We start from the raw sequence: 19,234 nt of genomic DNA on the forward strand, positions 1-19,234 counted from the left end.
ACCTCGTGTCTATCACATGCGCCGATTCAGCCACCGTCTTCGCGGTTGGGCTGGATGCGTTGCCGCTGCATGAGCGCGTTGACGAAGCGGGGCCCGAAGGTGTCCAGCGCCTTGGCGGCGATCGCCATCCGCGGCGCGATGCGCACCGGCCGGGTGCGGGCCGCGGTCAGCATCCATTCGGCGGCCTCTTCCGACGTGAGCGCCGGCATGCCCTCGTAGGCCTTGGTCGGCGCGATCATCGGGGTGGCCACCAGCGGGTAGTAGAGCGTCGTCGAATGCACGCCCCGGTTTCCCCACTCGGTCTCCACGACGCGGCTCACCGCCGACAGCGCCGCCTTGGATGCGTTGTAGACCGCGAACAGCGGTGACGCCTCGGACAGCACCCCCCACGTGGAGACGTTGATGATGTGGCCGTCGCCGCGCTCGAGCATCCCGGGCGCGAGCCCGCGGATCAGCCGCAGCGGCGCGTAGTAGTTGAGCACGATGGTGCGCTCGACGTCGTGCCAGCGCTGCAGCGACTCGGCCAGCGGCCGGCGGATGGACCGGCCGGCGTTGTTGATCAGGATGTCCACGCCGCCGAGGCGCTTTTCGACGTCGGCGACCAGCGCGTCGATGGCCTCCATGTCGGAGACGTCGCACGGCATGGCGAGGGCGGTGCCGCCCGCCGTGGTGATCCGTTCCGCGAGCGCGTCGAGCAGTTCCTGTCGCCGGGCGACGACGACCACCGTCGCGCCCTCGCGGGCCAGCAGTTCGGCCGCGGCCTCGCCGATGCCCGAGGACGCCCCGGTGAGCAGGATGCGCTTGCCGTCGAGGTCGACCGGCTTGATGGCGGGCCGGTTGACCAGTATTTGCGGCGACGCGGGCGGTCGCATGGTCGCCAGCACGAGCTGGTCTTTGAACCTGCCAAGCGGACTCTTGCTCACCGTGGCGAGTCTAGGCAGAGCGGGTCACCGACGCGGATTTCGGGCGTACCGTTAGCCCACCACCTCACGATTGGGGCTTCTGATGGGACTGGCCAGCGGTGTCCACCACTTAGCGATCTCGACCGCAAATATGAAGGCGCAGCTGACTTTCTTCACCGACGTGCTCGGAGCCGAGCTGAAGGCCCTCTACTGGATGCACGGCGTCACGGGCGCCAAGCACGCGTTCGTCAAGCTCAACGACAGTTGCTACATCGCCTTCGTGCACATGCCGGCGATCGAGGACATCCCGACCGAGCTCGGCGCGACCCACGCCGGTAACCCCGCGGGTGCGTGCGCGCCGGGGACCATGCAGCACGTCGCCTTCAACGTCGACACCCTCGAGGACCTGTTGGCCCTGAGGGACCGCATCCGAAGCCGCGGCGTCAACGTGTTCGGCCCGCTCGATCACGGTATGTGCCAGTCGATTTACTTCGCCGGACCCGAGTGCCTGTCGCTAGAGATCGCCACGTCCGCCGCGCCGATCGACGACCGGGCGTGGATCGATCCCGAAGTCGTCGCCCTGTGCGGCATCGACGACGACGAGCTGGGCGCCATGCGCGCGCCGGCGCGCTACCGGGACGAGGGCGGGCGGGTGCCGAACCCGCCCATCGACCGGTCCAAGCCGCACATGGTCATGGCGAACTACGAAACGCTCATGTCGATGCCCGACGACGAGGTCACCCGCGCCATGTCGGAGCCCGACCCACCGGTGCGCGTGGACGAGCTGCAAACCGCCCCCTGAATCGGCCTAGAAATACCGCGGGAACCGGCTCCAGTCCGGCGGCCGCTTCTCCAGGAAGGCGTCGCGGCCCTCGACGGCCTCGTCGGTCATGTACGCCAGTCGGGTGGCCTCGCCCGCAAACAGCTGTTGACCCACCAACCCGTCGTCGAGCAGGTTGAACGCGAACTTCAGCATGCGTTGCGCCTGAGGGGATTTGGCGTTGATCTCGGCGGCCCACTCGATGCCGGCCTGCTCCAGGCCGGCGTGGTCGACGACGGCGTTGACCGCGCCCATCCGGTGCATCTGTTCGGCGGTGTACGCGCGGCCCAAAAAGAAGATCTCGCGGGCGAACTTCTGTCCCACCTGGCGGGCCAGATACGCGCTGCCGTAGCCGCCGTCGAAGCTGCCGACGTCGGCGTCGGTCTGCTTGAATCGGGCGTGCTCACGGCTGGCCAGGGTGAGGTCGCAGACCACGTGCAGGCTGTGCCCGCCCCCGGCCGCCCACCCGTTGACCAGGCAGATGACCACCTTGGGCATGAACCGGATCAGCCGCTGCACCTCGAGGATGTGCAACCGGCCGGCGCGGGCGGTGTCGACGGTGTCGGCGGTCTGGCCGCTCGCGTACTGGTAGCCGCTGCGCCCGCGGATGCGTTGGTCGCCGCCGGAGCAGAACGCCCAGCCGCCGTCCTTGGGCGACGGGCCGTTGCCGGTCAGCAGCACCACGCCGACGTCGGGGGACATCCGGGCGTGGTCGAGCACGCGGTAGAGCTCGTCGACGGTGTGCGGGCGAAAGGCGTTGCGCACCTCGGGCCGGTCGAACGCCACCCGCACCGTCGCGTCGCTGACGTGGCGGTGGTAGGTGATGTCGGTCAGGCCGTCGAACCCGTCCACGGGCCGCCAGGCCTGCGCGTCGAATGGATTGTCAGTCAAGGCTTTCGAACTCCTATACCGGGTCCAGGCGGAACACGGCGCAACGGCCGGCCAGGGCCTCGAACTCCTCGGGGCGGCCCTGGGTGACGAGTCCGGCCCGCTTCATGAAGCCGACGCCCGTCGGCACCTCGGTCGGGAAGAGCCGCAGGATGGGCCGCGCGTCCTCGGGGGACAGCTCGGCCATCCGCACCTTGTGGACGTGACGGCCGCGCGCGATCGTCGCCGCACCCGCGGCCCGCGCGTTGGCCACCCAGTCGGCGCCCGGGAAGCCCGCGACGACGTACTGCCGGCCGTCGACCGTCATCGGGGTCACCGGTGTCGAGCGCGGCGCACCGGACTTGCGGCCGGCCACCGTCAACACGACGGGGCTCTCGCCGCCGAAACTCATTCCCAGCCGTGACATTCCGATGAAGACCTTGTTTGCCGGCTTCAGCCACCACGGCGGCTTGACCGATTTGCCGCTTCCCATAGCCAGCGACGTTACCCCGCGACCACTTAGGCGCCCGACGCCCGGCTGGCCGGGCGCTGGGCTTCGAGCGCCCGCACAGCCGGGCGCTCGGCACCAGAGGACTCAGCCGACGGCGCGGTCGGCGCCCTCCCAGAACTGGGCGCGCACGGCCTTCTTGTCCGGCTTGCCCAGCGCGGTCACCGGCACCGACTCGACGATGATCACCTGCTTGGGCGACTGCACCGAACCCTTGCGCTCCTTGACCGCGGACTGGATCTCGACGGTCACCCGCGCCACCGACTCCTCGTCGGAGGGATGGTCGGGCCGCAGCACGATCACCGCGGTGACGGCTTCGCCCCACTTCTCGTCCGGCGTGCCGATCACGCACACCTGCGCGACGGCCGGATGCTCGGCGACGACGTCCTCGACCTCGCGCGGGAACACGTTGAAGCCGCCGGTGACGATCATGTCCTTGACCCGGTCGACGATGAACCAGAAGCCGTCGGAGTCCTCGCGCGCCATGTCGCCGGTGTGCAGCCAGCCGTCCTTGAATGTCTTGGCCGTTTCCTCGGGCAGGTTCCAGTACCCGCCGGAAAGCAGCGGCCCGGACACGCAGATCTCGCCGACCTCGCCCTGCGGCACCGGGTTGCCGTCGGCGTCCAGCAGCGCGGTGCGGGCGAACAGCGTGGGGCGCCCACACGAGGTGAGCCGCTTCTCGTCGTGGTCCTTCTTGGCCAGATACGAGATCACCATCGGCGCCTCGGACTGCCCGTAGTACTGGGCGAAGATCGGCCCGAACCGGCGGATCGCCTCGGCCAGCCGCACCGGGTTCATCGCGGAGGCGCCGTAGTAGACCGTTTCCAGCGAGGACAGGTCGCGGGTGTGCGAATCCGGGTGGTCCATCAGCGCGTAGATCATCGAAGGCACCAGCATGGTCGCGGTGATCTTCTGCTCCTCGATCACCCGCAGCACCTCGGCCGGATCGAACTTGGTCAGCACGACCAGCTCGCCGCCCTTGATGATCGTCGGCACGAAGAACGCCGCCCCGGCATGCGACAGCGGGGTGCACATCAAAAAGCGCGGGTTCTCCGGCCACTCCCACTCGGCGAGCTGGATGGTGGTCATGGTGGTGATGGACTGCGCGGTGCCCAGCACGCCCTTGGGCTTGCCGGTGGTGCCGCCGGTGTAGGCCATCCCGCCGATGTGGTCGGGCGGAAGATCGGCCGCCACCAACGGCTTCGGCGCGTACTTCGCGGCCTCGGCGACCAGGTCCACCGCGGAACCGCCCAGCGCTTCGGGGACCGGGCCGATGGTCAGGACCTGCTTGAGGCCGGGCACCTTCTCCAGCAGGCCCAGCGCCCGCTCGACGAACATCGGGTTGGGGTCGATGATCAGCGACGTCACGCCGGCGTCGCCCAGCACGTAGGCGTGGTCATCCAGGGAGCCGAGGGGGTGCAGTGCCACGCGCCGGTAGCCCTGGGTCTGGCCGGCGCCGATGATCATCAGCACCTCGGGCCGGTTCAGCGACAGCAGCCCGACGGTCGCGCCGGTGCCCGCACCGAGCGCCTCGAACGCCTGAATGTACTGGCTGATGCGCTCGGCCAGCTGCCCACCGGTCAGCGTGGTGTCGCCGAGATGCAGCACCGGCTTGTTCTTGTTGCGCTTGAGCGCACCGACCGTCAGGTGCCCGGAATGAATCGGATGGCGCAGCAGATCGTCACTCATGGGGCAAGACTAGAACGTGTTGCAATTCCGGTCAGCCACCACCTCGGGCCACTAGCATCCCTGCACATGGGCGATGCAGATCTCGTCGTCACCGGAACGGTTCTCACCGTCGACGACGCGCGGCCCACCGCCGAGGCGCTCGCCGTCGCCGGCGGGCGCATCGTGGCCGTCGGCAGCCGCTCGGATGTGGCCAAGCTGACCGGCCCGAAGACCCGGACCGTGGACCTCGGCGACGGCTGCGTCATGCCGGGATTCGTTGAGGCCCATGGTCATCCGCTGATGGAGGCCCTGGCGTTGTCGGACCGGATCGTCGACATCCGGCCCGTCACGCTGCCCGACGCGGATCAGGTCGTCGCCGCGGTGCGCCGCGAGGCCAAGACGCGGGGGGCGGCCGGCGCCTACCTGAACGGCTGGGACCCGCTGCTGCAGCCCGGGTTGCCCCAGCCGACGCGGGCCTGGCTCGAAGAGACCGCGCCGGACGGGCCGCTGGTCATCATCCACAACTCCGGGCACAAGGCCTACTTCAATTCGCACGCCGCCCGGCGCGCCGGCCTGACCCGCGACACCCCCGACCCCAAGGGCGCCCGATTCGGCCGCGACACGCACGGCGAACTGGACGGCACCGCCGAGGAAACCGGCGCGGTCTTCCCGCTGCTGGGCGGCGCCATCGAGCCGGGCGAGTACCCGGCGATGCTGCGCGCCGAATGCGCCCGGCTGAACCGCGCCGGCCTGACCACCTGCTCGGAGATGGCCTTCGACCCGGCGTTTCGGCCGGTGGTCTCCCAACTGAGCGGCGAGCTGACGGTCCGGCTGCGAACCTACGAGATCTCCAATCCTCAGATGTCCACCGACGCCACCCCCGGTCAGGGCGACGACATGCTGCGCCAGGTCGGCATCAAGATCTGGGTGGACGGCTCCCCATGGGTCGGCAACATCGACCTGTCCTTCCCGTACCTGGACACCGCCGCCACCCGCACCATCGGCGTGCCGCCCGGCTCCTGCGGATGCGCCAACTACACGAAAGAACAGCTCACCGAAATCGTCGAGGCCTATCTACCGCTGGGCTGGCAGATGGCCTGCCACGTGCAGGGCGACGCCGGCGCGGACACCATCCTCGACGTCTACGAAAAGGCCCTGCGCCGCCACCCGCGCGACGACCACCGGCTGCGGCTCGAGCACGTCGGCGCCATCCGGCCCGATCAACTCCGAAGGGCCGCCGGCCTCGGGGTCACCTGCAGCATCTTCGTCGACCAGATCCACTACTGGGGCGACATCATCGTCGACGGCCTGTTCGGCCCGGAACACGGATCCCGTTGGATGCCGGCGGGTTCCGCGGTGGCCACCGGGATGCGCATCTCGCTGCACAACGACCCCCCGGTCACGCCGGAGGAGCCGCTGCGCAACATCAGCGTGGCCGCGACACGGAAGGCCCCCAGCGGCCGGGTGCTGGCCCCCGAGGAGCGGCTGACGGTCGAGCAGGCGATCCGCGCGCAGACCATCGACGCGGCCTGGCAGTTGTTCGCCGACGACGTGATCGGCTCGCTGGAGGTCGGCAAGTACGCCGACCTGGTGGTGCTGTCGGCCGATCCGCGGACCGTGGCGCCCGAGCGGATAGCCGACCTCGAGGTGCGGGCGACGTTTCTGGCGGGCCGGCAGGTCTACGGCGCGTGAACCCCACGCTGCGCGACCTGCTGGACCGACTGCACGTGGTCGCGCTGCCGATGCGGGTGCGGTTCCGCGGCATCACCACCCGGGAGGTCGCGCTGATCGAGGGCCCCGTGGGCTGGGGGGAGTTCGGGGCCTTCCTGGAATACGCGCCGCCCGAGGCGGCGCACTGGCTGGCCGCCGGCATCGAGGCCGCCTACCGCCGGCCGCCGCCGCCGCGGCGCGACCGTATCCCGATCAACGCCACCGTTCCGGCCGTCGACGCCGCCCGGGTGGGCGAGGTGCTGGCCCGGTTCCCCGGCGCCCGCACGGCCAAGGTGAAGGTCGCCGAGCCCGGCCAGACGCTGGCCGACGACGTCGACCGCGTCAACGCCGTGCGCGAGCTCGTGCCGACCGTGCGGGTGGACGCCAACGGCGGCTGGAGCGTCGAGCAGGCGGTGCGGGCGGCGGCCGCCCTGACCGCCGACGGCCCGCTGGAATACCTCGAACAGCCGTGCGCGACCGTCGACGAACTCGCCGCCCTGCGCCGGCGGGTCGACGTGCCGATCGCCGCCGACGAGAGCATCCGCAAGGCCGACGACCCGCTCGCGGTGGTCCGCGCCCGGGCCGCCGACGTCGCGGTCCTCAAAGTCGCTCCGCTGGGCGGTGTTTCGGCCATGCTTTCGATCGCCGCGCAGATCGACATCCCGGTCGTGGTCTCCAGCGCCATCGACTCCGCGGTGGGGATCGCCGCCGGGCTGGCCGCCGCGGCGGCCCTGCCGGTGTTGCGCCACGCGTGCGGGCTGGGCACCGGCGGCTTGTTCGTCGACGACGTGGCCGACGTCCCCGCGCTCGTCGACGGCACCCTGCCGGTCGGGCCGGTCACGCCGGATCCGGCGCGGCTGCGGGCGCTGGCCGCGCCCCCGGAGCGGCGGCAGTGGTGGATCGACCGGATTAAGGCCTGCCACCCGCTCGTTGTACCGTCGTCCGAGTGATCAACCTGGCTTACGAAGACCGCGGCTCCGGCGAGGCGGTGGTGTTCATCAGCGGCCACGGCGGCGCCGGCCGGACCTGGCAGCCGTATCAGGTGCCCGCGTTCCTGGCGGCCGGATACCGCGTCATCACGTTCGACAACCGCGGCATCGGCGCCACCGAGAACGCGCAGGGTTTCACGACGCAGACCATGGTGGCCGACACCGCGGCGCTGATCGAAGGACTGGACGCCGCCCCGGCCCGCATCGTCGGGATGTCGATGGGCGCGTTCATCGCCCAGGAACTCATGCTCGCCCGGCCCGAACTGGTGCGCTCGGCGGTGCTGATGGGCACCCGCGGCCGCATGGACAAGACCCGCCAGTTCTTCCGCGACGCCGAGGCCGAACTCCTCGACGCCGCCGTTCAGCTGCCGAACTCGTACGACGCGAAAATCCGTCTGCTGGAAAACTTTTCGCACAAGACACTCAACGACGACGTCGCCGCCGCGGACTGGATCGCGATGTTTTCCATGTGGCCGAACAAGTCCACCCCGGGAACGCGTTGCCAGCTGGACGTCGCCCCGCACACCAACCGGTTGTCGGCCTACCGCAGCATCGCGGCGCCGGTGCTGGTGATCGGCTTCTCCGACGACGTGTTGACGCCGCCCTACCTGGGGCGCGAGGTCGCCGACGCGCTGCCCAACGGGCGTTACGTGCAGATCCCCGACGCCGGCCACCTCGGGTTCTTCGAGCGGCCGGACGCCGTCAACGAGGCGGCGCTGAAGTTCTTCGCCGGCACGTAGCCCGCTCGGCGGATTGTGACAGGCTGTAGAAGTGAACCCTTCGACGACACAGGCGCGCGTCGTCGTCGACGAGCTGATTCGCGGCGGCGTCCGCGACGTGGTGCTGTGCCCCGGGTCGCGTAACGCGCCGCTGGCGTTCGCGCTGGAGGACGCCGATCGCTCCGGTCGGATCCGGCTGCACGTGCGCATCGACGAGCGCACCGCGGGCTACCTGGCCATCGGGCTGGCGATCGCCGCCGGCGCCCCGGTGTGTGTCGCGATGACGTCGGGCACCGCCGTGGCCAACCTCGGGCCGGCCGTGGTGGAGGCCAACTACGCGCGGGTGCCGCTGGTCGTGTTGTCGGCCAACCGGCCCTATGAATTGCTGGGCACCGGGGCCAACCAGACCATGGAGCAGCTGGGCTACTTCGGCACCCAGGTCCGCGCCGCGATCAGCCTGGGCCTGGCCGAGGACGCACCCGAGCGGCTGGACGCCCTCAACGCCACCTGGCGGTCGGCCACCTGCCGAGTGTTGGCGGCGGCCAAGGGATCTCGCACCGCCAACGCCGGACCCGTGCAGTTCGACATCCCGCTGCGCGAACCCCTGGTGCCGGATCCGGAGCCGCACGGCGCCGCCATCCCGCAGGGACGGTCCGGCGGACGGCCGTGGACCTACACGCCGCCGGTCACGTTCGACCAGCCGCTGGACATCGACCTGTCGCCCGACACCGTCGTCATCGCCGGACACGGCGCGGGCGCGCATCCCAACCTCGCGCAGTTGCCGACGGTCGCCGAGCCCACGGCACCCGCCCCGGCCAACCCGCTGCACCCGCTGGCCCTGCCGCTGTTGCGCCCCAATCAGGTGATCATGCTCGGCCGCCCGACGCTGCACCGGCCGGTGTCGGCGCTGCTGGCCGATCCCAAGGTGCCGGTGTACGCGTTGACCACCGGCCCGCGCTGGCCGGACGTCTCGGGCAACTCCCAGGCCACCGGGACGCGGGCGGTCACCACCGGGAACCCGAATCCGGCCTGGCTGCGGCGCTGCGCGGAGGTCAACCGGCACGCGAACCAGGCGGTGCGCGGCCAGCTCAGGGCGCACCCGCTGACCACCGGCCTGCATGTGGCGGCGGCCGTGGCCGACGCGCTGCGCCCCGGGGACCAGCTGGTGCTCGGGGCGTCGAACCCGGTCCGCGACGCGGCGCTGGTCGGCCTGGACACCCACGGCATCCGGGTCCGCTCCAACCGCGGGGTCGCCGGCATCGACGGCACGGTCTCCACCGCGATCGGGGCCGCGCTCGCCTATGAGGGACGCACCGTCGCGCTCATCGGCGACCTGACGTTCGTCCACGACAGCTCCGGGCTGCTGATCGGCCCCACCGAGCCGACACCGCGCCGGCTGACCATCGTGGTCTCCAACGACAACGGCGGCGGCATCTTCGAGTTGCTCGAGCAGGGCGACCCGCGGTTCTCCGACGTGTCGTCGCGGATCTTCGGGACGCCGCACGACGTCGACGTGGGCGCGCTGTGCCGCGCCTACCACGTCGAAAGCCGGCAGATCGAGGCCGACCAGCTCGGCGCGGCCCTCGACGAACCGGGAACCGGTATGCGGGTGCTGGAGGTCAAGGCCGACCGGTCGTCGCTGCGAGAGCTGCACGCGTCCATCAAGGCCGCCTTGTGAGGGCGCCGAAAGCATTGCTGCGCATCTTGATTCATGGACGCAGTGATGAGCGGCCGAACACCCGGGCCAGGATGGTGTTGCGGTGGGCCCGCATCGCGGTGCTCATCGTCACCGGCCTGGTCACGCTGCAGTCGATCCTGCTGGTCGCCGGCGCCTGGCGCAACGACCTTGCGATTCAACACAACATGGGCGTCGCGCATGCCGAAGTGCTCAGCGCCGGGCCGCGGCGCTCCACCATCGAATTCGTCACACCCGAGCGCGTCACCTATCGCCCGGAGCTCGGCGTGCTCTACCCGTCGCACCTTGCCACCGGAATGCGGATCTACGTCGAGTACAACAAAAACGATCCCAATCTGGTTCGGGTGCAGCACCGCAACGCCGGGCTGGCCATCATCCCGGCCGGCTCCATCGCGGTGGTGTGTTGGCTGGTGGCGGCCGTCCTCCTGGTAGGCCTGGCGCTGCTGGACAAGCTGCTGGATCGCCGCGCGACGCCCGACCAGCAGATTTCGCGCGACGTATGCCCGTAGGCAACCTTGTCGAAAGTCGGCGCTGACACTGTGGTGTCGTGCGCGTTGCCATCGTCGCCGAATCGTTCCTGCCGGAAGTCAATGGTGTCAGCAACTCGGTGCTCCGGGTACTCGAGCACCTGCGCGCTACGGGTCACGAGGCCCTCGTCATCGCCCCGGACACCCCGCCCGGCGTGACCCCGGCGGATCGCGTTCACGACGGGATTCGCGTGCATCGGGTGCCGTCGCGCATGTTTCCGAAGGTGACCACGCTGCCCCTGGGGGTCCCGATGCCCCGGATGGTGAGCGTGTTACGCGGATTCGACCCGCACGTCGTGCATCTGGCCTCGCCGGCGTTACTGGGCTACGGCGGGGTGAAGGCGGCTCGATGGCTGGGGGTGCCGACGGTCGCCGTGTACCAAACGGACGTACCGGGTTTCGCGGCGAGCTACGGCGTCCCGATGACGGCACGGGCCGCGTGGGCCTGGTTCCGGCATCTGCACAGCCTCGCCGACCGAACCCTGGCGCCGTCCAGTGTGACGATGGAATCGCTTGTGGCACATCGATTCCCACGGGTACACCACTGGGCGCGCGGGGTTGACGTGCTGCGGTTCGCCCCCTCGGCGCGTGACCGGGACCTCCGGCGGCGATGGTCGCCGCACGGCAAGCCCATCGTCGGCTTCGTGGGCCGGTTGGCTCCCGAGAAACACGTCGAGCGGCTGATCCCGCTGGCGGCGCGCGACGAGGTCCAGCTCGTCATCGTCGGTGACGGCGTCGACCGGGGCAAGTTGCAAAAGGCAATGCCGACCGCGGTTTTCACGGGTGCGCTCTACGGCGACGAACTCGCCGCGGCGTACGCCAGCATGGACGTCTTCGTGCATACCGGCGAGCACGAGACGTTTTGCCAAGTCGTGCAGGAAGCGCTGGCGTCGGGGCTGCCGGTGATCGCCCCCGACGCCGGCGGCCCACGTGACCTCGTCACGCCGTGGCGCACCGGTCTGTTACTGGGCGTCGACGAGTTCGAGGCGAAGTTGCCCGCGGCCGTCACCCATCTGATCGACGAACGCCACCGCTACGCGCCGGCCGCCCGGCGCAGCGTGCTGCACCGCAGCTGGTCGGTCATCTGCGACGAGCTGCTCGGCCACTACGAGGCGGTGCTGTCGCCGTTCGCCCGGGCGCGGGATTCCTCGTTGCGACGGCGACGCGCGTCAGGCTAGCCTCCGTCGATCGGTGTCCTCGTCGTGTCCGCGAGGAACTTCGTCAAGAGCCGATCGAAGTGCCGCAGCTCGGCCGCGGACCAGCCCGAAAGCGCACGCACCAGGTGATCCCTGCGCACCTCGTGTAACGCTCCTGCGGAGCGTTCACCGGCCGCGGTCGCGTGGATGATCGACACCCGCCCGTCGCTTGGATCCGTGCGTCGCGTGACGAGTCCGGCGTCGAGCAGGGCTTGCACCCGGCGAGTGGCCATGCCGAGGTCCATGTGCGCCATGCCTGCCAGGCGCCCGATCGGCAGTGGTCCCTCGTCGATCAAGACGCGAAGCAGAATGTAAGAGGGTTGCGACAGCTCGGCATCCGCGGCCGAGGCCTGACGCGCGAACGCGGAACGACTGACGCTGAGCCGCACGATTCGCGCCAGCGTGGCACTGATCGAGTCCACCGAATCCAGCTTGCGGGTGGCCGTCACCGACGACTCCCGGCGCCCGCCAAACCCAAGACCCGCACGGGCATGACCGTATCGGCAACTGCTTGACATAGTCAAGTAACTCCGGATAGTTTTTGACCGGGGTTCGGCACCGCGATTCGGCGCGCGGCCAAGCGCACACGGTCCGAAACCGGCTCGCACTGAGGAGCGTTCATGTCGGGAGCGCGTTTCTACTTCGACTGGCCCAACTACCGGACGATGCTTCGGCTGCTGCGCCGAGACCCGCCCGCATCGAAGCGGTGGCGTCGCTACTTTGCCTTCCTGGTCGGTGTGCCGGCCATCGCGGCAATCCACGCGGTGTGCTTCGCGCTCGATCCGATGCTGTTCGGATCGCTGCGCCGCACGCGGGTGACGGCCCCGACATTCTGCGTCGGGCACGCCCGTAGCGGCACCACCTACCTGCACCGGCTGATGGCCGCGGACCCGCAGTTCAGCTATCCCTTGATGTATGAGCTGTTCTTCCCGTCGCTGTTGGAAAAGCGGCTGCTGCACCTGCTTTTTCGCGTCGACGCCGCGCTCTTCGGAAACCGGCTGCGACGCCGCCTCGACGAGATCGAGGAGCGCCGGTTCGCCCCCACCGACGACATGCACAAGACCGGGTTCTTCGTCCCGGAGGAGGACGATGCGTTTCTGACGTGGTCGCTGTGTTCGGGATTCTGGATACTGATGTTCCCGTTCATGGGCGAGCTCGACTTCTACTACGTCGACGAGTGGCCGGACCGCAAGCGGCACCGGGCCATGGGCTTCTACAAAGAATGTGTCCGGCGCCAGATCGCGGCCAACGGCGGGGGCACCCACCTGAGCAAGAATCCCACCTTCTGCGGTCGCGTCGAGGCGCTGATCGAGACGTTTCCGGACGCAAGATTCGTTGTGCCCCTGCGTAACCCGTATGAGACGATCCCGAGCCTGCTCAAGCTGCTGCAGACCGAGTGGCGCCTGCGTGGACGTGACGAGCGGCTGATCGCGAACTCGCTGCGTGTCCTTGCCGATCAGTCGATCGACTCCTACCAGCGTCCGCTCGACGTCTTGGCCAAACATCCCGACGTGCGATCGAGCGTCGTCGACTACCGCGAGCTGGTCCGGCAACCCCAGGTCACCATGCGAAGGGTCTATCGGGAGCTGGACCTCGAGTTGGGCCCGGTAGCCGCCGCGGCGTTCGACGAGGCCGCGGCCCGCGGCGGGCACGAGTCGGCCCACCGCTACAGCCTCGACGAATTCGGCCTCGACCCCGACGAGATCCACACCCGGCTGGCCGGCCTGTTCGACCAATACCACTGGGACACCGAAGGAGAAGACGCGCATGCCCACTGAACCAAGCCAAGCGGCGCTCCGCGCCGCCTGGGGCGACATGATCGACGCGCTGAACCGGGCCCGCCACGCGGTGGACTCCACCGAGCTGCATGCGCCGCCGATCACCGCGCAGGGACTCGCGGAGGGATACCGCTACCTGCTGGGCTTCGTGTTCAGTGGCATCGAAAGAGCCTTCTGCGAGCATCCCGATTTCCCCTATTTCCGGCGCGCTATCCAGCCCCTCGACAAAGCGACCATCGACAACGCGGACGCCCTCTACCTTTCGGCGTCGATCGACGGCGCCAAAAGCTACCGCGTGGATGGCCGGCTCGCCGGCAAAGCGCCGCAGTACATCATCTTCGAAGCACACAGCGTCTATGCCGGAGACACCGGCAGCCTCGCCGAGCTCGCGCCGGGTGGCCGCGTCGTCACCGGCGTGCTGGACTCCTCCGACCTCGCCGTGGACGACGACGGCCGGTTCGAGATCCTCCTTGGCCCCCGACGGCCGACCGGCCACACGGGAAACTTCCTCGCCACCGCGACAACCGACGGTGCCGAGACGGCGCGTTTCCTCATCGCCCGCATGCTCTTTCACGACTGGGAACACGAGGTCTCGCCGGACCTGCACATCGTGCGGATCGGCAGCGAGGGCGCCAGGCCCGCGGTGGTCGATCCCGACGCCGCGGCGAGGAACATGCGTCGCGTCGGCACCATCGTCGAAAACCAGATGAGGTTCTGGAACGAGTTTTACGACGTCGTTCTGGAGGCACACGGCGACAAGAACGGCGACGGGTTCACCCTGATGCCGCGCAACGCCCTGAACGAACCCGCGCTGGCCAACCTCGCCATGGGTGGCGGCCAGAGCACCAACGTCTACTCCGGCGGCGTCTACGACCTGCAAGCCGACGAAGCCCTCGTCGTCGAAGTCGTCGTGCCGGTGCAGCCGGCCTATATGGGCTTTCACCTGTCCAATCTGTGGGGCGAATCCCTCGACTATGCCAACCACACCTGCAGCCTCAACGGATTTCAGTCGGAGCCGGACACGGACGGGACATTCCGCTACGTGGTCGCCGGTACCGACCCCGGTGTGCCGAATTGGCTCGACACGGCGGGCCATTCCGCGGGGTTCCTCACCCTGCGGTGGACCTACTCCACGCCGCCGGCTGAGTTGCCGAAAACGTCGGTCACCAAGGTCCCGCTGGCGCGCGTGCGCGAAAACCTTCCCGAGACCAGTCGCGTCGTCTCTGCCGAGGAACGCCGAGAGCAGATCCGGGTCCGCCAGGAACACGTCCAGCGAAGATACCGCCAGTATTGACCGGGTAGCGTCTTGATCGTGAGTCGCGCGGCGCTGGACAAGGACCCCCGGGACGTCGCGTCGATGTTCGACGGCGTCGCGCGCCGCTATGACCTGACCAACACCGTGCTGTCGCTGGGACAGGACCGCTACTGGCGTAAGGCCACCCGGTCGGCGCTGGCGATCGGGCCGGGCCAGAAGGTGCTAGACCTTGCCGCGGGCACGGCGGTGTCCACCGCCGAGCTGCAAAAATCGGGGGCATGGTGCGTGGCGGCCGACTTCTCGGTCGGGATGCTGGCGGCCGGCGCCGGGCGCAACGTGCCCAAGGTCGCCGCCGACGCCACCCGGCTGCCGTTCGGCGACGACGTATTCGACGGCGTCACAATCAGTTTCGGGCTGCGCAACGTCGTCGACCCGCAGGCGGCGCTGCGCGAGATGGCCCGCGTCACCCGTCCGGGCGGCCGACTGGTGGTGTGCGAATTCTCCACGCCCACCAACGCGCTGTTTGCCACCGCCTACAAGGAGTACTTGATGCGGGCGCTGCCGCGGGTGGCCCGAGCGGTGTCGAGCAACCCCGATGCCTACGTCTATCTTGCGGAGTCGATCAGGGCGTGGCCCGACCAGGCCCGCCTGGCGCGCGACATTTCGCGGGCCGGATGGGCGGCGGTGCGGTGGCGCAACCTGACCGGCGGCATCGTGGCGCTACACGCGGGGTACAAGCCCCTGCGCTGAGAACGACCTAGTGCGTACCGGCGCGCTGCACGAAGGGGATCTGGTCGGGGCAGTAGTGGTCGACCGCGGCACCGAGGAACTGGAACGCCTGGCCCTGGGTGGTGCCCCGCGGCAGGTTGCGCTGAATGAAAGTGGCCGACTTGTACGGGTCGCCGTCGACACCCCTGCCGATCCGGTCGCAGGTGATCTTGCCCAGCCACGCGAGCTGGTCCTGCGGCTGATAGATGCCGAAGCCGTTGACGGTGTTCTTGAACGGGGCATCGTAGTCGTTGGACGGCGGCGGCGAGGCCAGCGCCGGCGCGGCCAGCGCGATCGCGGCGGCGGCCAGGCCGCCGATGGTAGCCAGCTTGGTTCCCCTCATTAGCCGGACTATACACCTCCCGTTCTGGGCGCGCGGAATATTGCCCGCGGCCGCGACCAGGGCGGAAAGGCCTTTTGCGGACGTCGACGGCGTCGCTCAGTCAGCTGAACGGCACCCGGCGATCGATCAGCCGGGACAGCCGTCCGCCGCCCCGCCAGGCCCGCGCCACCCAGTCGGCGTCGTCGTCGGTGACCAGGTTGGCCATCACCCGTACGGCGATCGTCATCAGCCTCGGGGAGCGCATCGCGATCGGTCCCGTCGCGGGCAGGAAGCGCTGGAAGGTCAGCAACAGGGCCAGCCGGCGCGCCACCGAGAACCCGCGGCCGTAGTGCCGCTGCAGCAGCGACGGCCACACCCGTGACAGGTCGCGGCAGTCCAGCAGCTCGGCGGCCAGGCGCCCCGTCTCCAGCCCGTAGTCGATGCCCTCGCCGTTGAGGGGGTTGACGCAGGCGGCGGCGTCGCCGATCAGCATCCAGTTCGGCCCGGCCACCCCGGACACCGCGCCGCCCATCGGCAGCAGCGCCGACGCCACGGCCCGTGGCGGGCCGGCGAAGCCCCACTCGTCCCGGCGCAGGTCGGTGTAGTAGTTGATCAGCGGTCGCAGCGCCAGATCGGCCGGCCGTTTCGACGTCGACAACGCCCCGACGCCGATGTTCACCTCGCCGTTGCCGAGCGGGAAGATCCAGCCGTATCCGGGCAGCACCGCGCCGTCGGGGGAGCGCAGTTCCAGATGCGACGTCAGCCACGGGTCATCGGCGCGCGGAGTGGCCAGATACCCGCGGGCCGCGACGCCATACACCGTCTCCTGATGCCAACGCCGGCCCAGCTTGCGGCCCAGCGAGGACCGGGCGCCGTCGGCCACGATCAACTGCCGGCAGCCCACGTCCGTGCCGTCGGCCAACGTCAGCGACACCACTCGCCGCGACGAGTCATGGTGCACGTCAACGGCTTTCGTCCCCAACATCATCCGCGCGCCGGAATCCTCGGCGACCTTGCGGATCCGGTCGTCCAACTCGAGTCGGGCCACCGCGCTGCCGGTCGAGGGGAACGACGGGCCCGGCCAGCCGACCTGCACCTCGCCGCCGAACCCGCTCATCCGCAGGCCACGGTGCCGGATGCGGGTGTCCAGCCAATCGCCCAGGCCCAGCCGCTCGCACTCGGCGACCGCGCGCGGGGTCAGCCCGTCACCGCACGCCTTGTCCCGGGGGAAGCTGGCCGAGTCGATGACCAGCACATCGTTGCCCGCGCGCGCGGCCCACGCGGCGGCCGCCGAACCGGCGGGTCCGGCGCCCACAACCACCAGGTCGGCTCGGGTCTCCACGCCCACCAGTATGTTGGTCGAGTGAGGACTCCGGCGACGGTGGTGGCGGGCGTTGACTTCGGCGACGCCGCCTTCGCGGCGACCGTGCGCGCCGGCGTCGAGCGAATCGAGCAGCTCATGGACGCCGAGCTGGGCAGCGCCGACGACGTGATGACCGACTCGCTGACCCATCTTTTCAAGGCTGGCGGCAAGCGATTCCGGCCGCTGTTCACCGTGCTGTCCGCCCAGATCGGGCCGAACCCGGACGCGCGCGAGGTGACCATCGCCGGCGCGGTCATCGAACTGGTCCACCTGGCCACGCTCTACCACGATGACGTGATGGACGAGGCGGAGGTGCGCCGCGGCGCCCCCACCGCGAACGTCCGGTGGGGGAACAACGTCGCGATCCTGGCCGGCGACTACCTGTTCGCCACCGCGTCGCGGCTGGTATCGCGGCTGGGACCGGAGGCGGTGCGGCTGATCGCCGAGACGTTCGCCCAGCTGGTGACGGGGCAGATGCGCGAGACGCGCGGCCTGACGGGAGCGGCCGCAGGGGCGGACCCGATCGAGCACTACCTGAAGGTGGTCTACGAGAAGACGGCCTGCCTGATCGCCGCGGCGGGCCGGTTCGGCGCCATGTTCTCGGGCGCCGGCGCCGAGCAGGTCGAGCGGCTCAGCCGGCTCGGCGGCATCGTGGGCACCGCCTTCCAGATCTCCGACGACATCATCGACATCGACAGCGACTCGCACGAGTCCGGCAAGCTGCCCGGCACCGATATCCGCGAGGGCGTGCACACCCTGCCGATGCTCTACGCGCTGCGCGAACCCGGACCCGAGGCGGCCCGGCTGGCCGAGCTGCTGGCCGGGCCCATCTACGACGACGACGCGGTGGCCGAGGCGCTGGCCCTGCTGCGGGCGTCCCCGGGGATGGCCAAGGCCAAGCGCACGCTGGCGGAATACGCGGCGCAGGCCCGCGACGAGCTGGCCCTGTTGCCCGACGTCCCCGGCCGGCACGCGCTGCAAACGCTGGTCGACTACACCATCAGCCGGCACGGCTAGCCGGGAACCCAAAACGTCCTCTCGGGCGTTCAATTGGCTGTAGTAGTCAATACTTGAGCGTGCTTGAGTCTTCCCAAGGAGGACACCGATGACCTGGCATCCCCATGCCAACAGGCTGAAGACCTTCGCCCTGTTGGTCGGTATGTCCGCGTTGATCGTGTTTGTGGGCTCGCTGTTCGGCAGGACGGCGATGTACCTGGCGGTGCTGTTCGCCATCGGGATGAACGTCTACACGTACTACAACAGCGACAAGCTGGCGCTGCGCGCGATGCACGCACAACCGGTGTCGGAACTGCAGGCGCCGATGATGTACCGGATCGTGCGCGAGCTCGCCACCGCCGCACACCAGCCGATGCCCCGGCTGTACATCAGCGACACCAACGCGCCCAACGCCTTCGCGACCGGCCGCAACCCGCGCAACGCCGCCGTGTGCTGCACCACCGGCATTTTGGGGATCCTCAACGAGCGTGAGCTGCGCGCGGTGCTCGGACACGAGCTGTCCCATGTCTACAACCGCGACATCCTCATCTCCTGCATCGCGGGCGCGATGGCGTCGGTCATCACCGCTCTGGCCAATATGGCCATGTGGGCCGGCATGTTCGGTGGCAACCGCGACGGCGGGAATCCTTTTGCGCTGCTACTGGTTTCGTTGCTGGGCCCGATCGCGGCCACCGTGGTGCGCCTGGCGGTGTCCCGGTCACGCGAGTACCAGGCGGACGAATCGGGCGCGGTATTGACGGGCGACCCGCTGGCGCTGGCGTCGGCCCTGCGCAAGATCTCGGGTGGGGTCCAGGCCGCCCCGCTGCCGCCGGAGCCGCAGTTGGCCAGCCAGGCGCACTTGATGATCGCCAACCCGTTCCGCGCGGGCGAGCGAATCGGGTCCCTGTTCTCGACGCACCCGCCGATCGAGGACCGTATTCGCCGGCTGGAGGCGATGGCGCGCGGCCAGATTTGATAGCGCCTGCGCTATCAAATCTGCGCACAGCCGCATGCCCTGCAGTGCCTTTCCGCAAGCATGTGCGGGCTGCCGATTTTGATAGCGCCCGCGCTATCAAATCCGCGGACCGCCACATCCTGGAGCGCGGGGTCCTCGCTGGGGATGAGTGACTCCCGGATTCGATAGCGCCCG

The 19,234-nt window shown here is 69.6% G+C and carries 19 protein-coding genes; 12 read left to right on the top strand and 7 right to left on the bottom strand.

Annotation, left to right across the window (positions count from 1 at the left end):
• Positions 1-26: 26 nt before the first annotated feature.
• Positions 27-923 carry an SDR family oxidoreductase gene (locus KXD96_RS07005; RefSeq protein WP_260743830.1) on the bottom strand — a complete coding sequence of 299 codons (897 nt, stop codon included), beginning with the start codon at positions 921-923 and terminating at the stop codon, positions 27-29.
• 130 nt (positions 924-1,053) lie between these two features.
• Between KXD96_RS07005 and KXD96_RS07010 the strand changes: the two genes are divergently transcribed.
• Complete coding sequence (locus tag KXD96_RS07010; protein WP_260743831.1) at positions 1,054-1,704, top strand: VOC family protein; 651 nt, start codon at positions 1,054-1,056, stop codon at positions 1,702-1,704.
• 6 nt (positions 1,705-1,710) lie between these two features.
• Here KXD96_RS07010 and KXD96_RS07015 read toward each other — a convergent pair whose 3' ends face one another.
• The 3 genes from KXD96_RS07015 to fadD8 form a co-directional block, all read right to left on the bottom strand.
• On the bottom strand, positions 1,711-2,613 hold the full coding sequence (locus KXD96_RS07015; RefSeq protein ID WP_260743832.1) for a 1,4-dihydroxy-2-naphthoyl-CoA synthase: 903 nt from the start codon (positions 2,611-2,613) through the stop codon (positions 1,711-1,713).
• 13 nt (positions 2,614-2,626) lie between these two features.
• A complete protein-coding gene (locus KXD96_RS07020; RefSeq protein ID WP_260743833.1) occupies positions 2,627-3,082 on the bottom strand; it encodes a nitroreductase family deazaflavin-dependent oxidoreductase in 456 nt (151 codons plus the stop codon).
• A 102-nt stretch (positions 3,083-3,184) separates the two neighbouring features.
• Entirely contained in the window at positions 3,185-4,786 is a 1,602-nt protein-coding gene (gene fadD8, locus KXD96_RS07025; RefSeq protein WP_260743834.1) for a fatty-acid--CoA ligase FadD8, read from the bottom strand.
• A 66-nt stretch (positions 4,787-4,852) separates the two neighbouring features.
• Here fadD8 and KXD96_RS07030 point away from each other — a divergent pair, with 66 nt between their 5' ends.
• From KXD96_RS07030 to KXD96_RS07055, 6 genes are read left to right on the top strand one after another with little or no spacing between them, the layout of a single operon-like run.
• Positions 4,853-6,457 carry an amidohydrolase gene (locus tag KXD96_RS07030; protein ID WP_260743835.1) on the top strand — a complete coding sequence of 535 codons (1,605 nt, stop codon included), beginning with the start codon at positions 4,853-4,855 and terminating at the stop codon, positions 6,455-6,457.
• Between the two features lie 50 nt (positions 6,458-6,507).
• Positions 6,508-7,425 (top strand): o-succinylbenzoate synthase, encoded by a 918-nt coding sequence (locus KXD96_RS07035; RefSeq protein ID WP_260745260.1) that lies wholly within the window; start codon positions 6,508-6,510, stop codon positions 7,423-7,425.
• Complete coding sequence (locus tag KXD96_RS07040) at positions 7,422-8,204, top strand: alpha/beta fold hydrolase (protein ID WP_260743836.1); 783 nt, start codon at positions 7,422-7,424, stop codon at positions 8,202-8,204. Before KXD96_RS07035 ends, KXD96_RS07040 begins: the two co-directional genes overlap by 4 nt.
• A gap of 31 nt (positions 8,205-8,235) precedes the next feature.
• Complete coding sequence (gene menD / locus KXD96_RS07045) at positions 8,236-9,861, top strand: 2-succinyl-5-enolpyruvyl-6-hydroxy-3-cyclohexene-1-carboxylic-acid synthase (RefSeq protein WP_260743837.1); 1,626 nt, start codon at positions 8,236-8,238, stop codon at positions 9,859-9,861.
• On the top strand, positions 9,858-10,388 hold the full coding sequence (locus tag KXD96_RS07050) for a DUF3592 domain-containing protein (RefSeq protein ID WP_260743838.1): 531 nt from the start codon (positions 9,858-9,860) through the stop codon (positions 10,386-10,388). The genes menD and KXD96_RS07050 overlap by 4 nt, the downstream gene beginning before the upstream one ends.
• 38 nt (positions 10,389-10,426) lie before the next feature.
• Positions 10,427-11,584, top strand: a complete 1,158-nt coding sequence (locus KXD96_RS07055; protein ID WP_260743839.1) for a glycosyltransferase family 1 protein — start codon at positions 10,427-10,429, stop codon at positions 11,582-11,584.
• On the opposite strand, the gene KXD96_RS07060 is transcribed toward KXD96_RS07055, so the two are convergent.
• On the bottom strand, positions 11,581-12,051 hold the full coding sequence (locus KXD96_RS07060; protein ID WP_260743840.1) for a MarR family winged helix-turn-helix transcriptional regulator: 471 nt from the start codon (positions 12,049-12,051) through the stop codon (positions 11,581-11,583). The genes KXD96_RS07055 and KXD96_RS07060 overlap by 4 nt on opposite strands.
• Positions 12,052-12,222: 171 nt before the next feature.
• On the opposite strand from KXD96_RS07060, the gene KXD96_RS07065 reads away from it, so the two are divergent.
• The 3 genes from KXD96_RS07065 to KXD96_RS07075 are packed head-to-tail and all read left to right on the top strand — an operon-like array spanning position 12,223 to position 15,385.
• Positions 12,223-13,380, top strand: coding sequence for a sulfotransferase (locus KXD96_RS07065; protein ID WP_260743841.1), 1,158 nt, complete (start codon positions 12,223-12,225; stop codon positions 13,378-13,380).
• On the top strand, positions 13,370-14,674 hold the full coding sequence (locus tag KXD96_RS07070; RefSeq protein ID WP_260743842.1) for a DUF1214 domain-containing protein: 1,305 nt from the start codon (positions 13,370-13,372) through the stop codon (positions 14,672-14,674). Before KXD96_RS07065 ends, KXD96_RS07070 begins: the two co-directional genes overlap by 11 nt.
• Positions 14,675-14,692: 18 nt before the next feature.
• Positions 14,693-15,385 carry a demethylmenaquinone methyltransferase gene (locus KXD96_RS07075; protein ID WP_260743843.1) on the top strand — a complete coding sequence of 231 codons (693 nt, stop codon included), beginning with the start codon at positions 14,693-14,695 and terminating at the stop codon, positions 15,383-15,385.
• A gap of 7 nt (positions 15,386-15,392) precedes the next feature.
• Here the strand turns inward: KXD96_RS07075 and KXD96_RS07080 are convergent, their stop codons facing one another.
• Together KXD96_RS07080 and menJ are read right to left on the bottom strand one after the other, a co-directional pair.
• Positions 15,393-15,746, bottom strand: a complete 354-nt coding sequence (locus tag KXD96_RS07080; protein WP_260743844.1) for a DUF732 domain-containing protein — start codon at positions 15,744-15,746, stop codon at positions 15,393-15,395.
• 100 nt (positions 15,747-15,846) lie between these two features.
• A complete protein-coding gene (gene menJ / locus KXD96_RS07085; protein WP_260743845.1) occupies positions 15,847-17,073 on the bottom strand; it encodes a menaquinone reductase in 1,227 nt (408 codons plus the stop codon).
• Positions 17,074-17,088: 15 nt separating this feature from the next.
• Here menJ and grcC1 point away from each other — a divergent pair, with 15 nt between their 5' ends.
• Complete coding sequence (grcC1, locus tag KXD96_RS07090; RefSeq protein WP_260743846.1) at positions 17,089-18,105, top strand: nonaprenyl/(2E,6E)-farnesyl/geranylgeranyl diphosphat synthase; 1,017 nt, start codon at positions 17,089-17,091, stop codon at positions 18,103-18,105.
• Positions 18,106-18,193: 88 nt separating this feature from the next.
• The gene (gene htpX / locus KXD96_RS07095; protein WP_260743847.1) at positions 18,194-19,060 is read left to right on the top strand and encodes a zinc metalloprotease HtpX; all 867 of its coding nucleotides are present in this window, start codon (positions 18,194-18,196) and stop codon (positions 19,058-19,060) included.
• Positions 19,061-19,234: the final 174 nt, after the last annotated feature.

Origin of the sequence: Mycobacterium sp. SMC-2 (assembly GCF_025263485.1) — a bacterium.
GTDB lineage: Bacteria > Actinomycetota > Actinomycetes > Mycobacteriales > Mycobacteriaceae > Mycobacterium.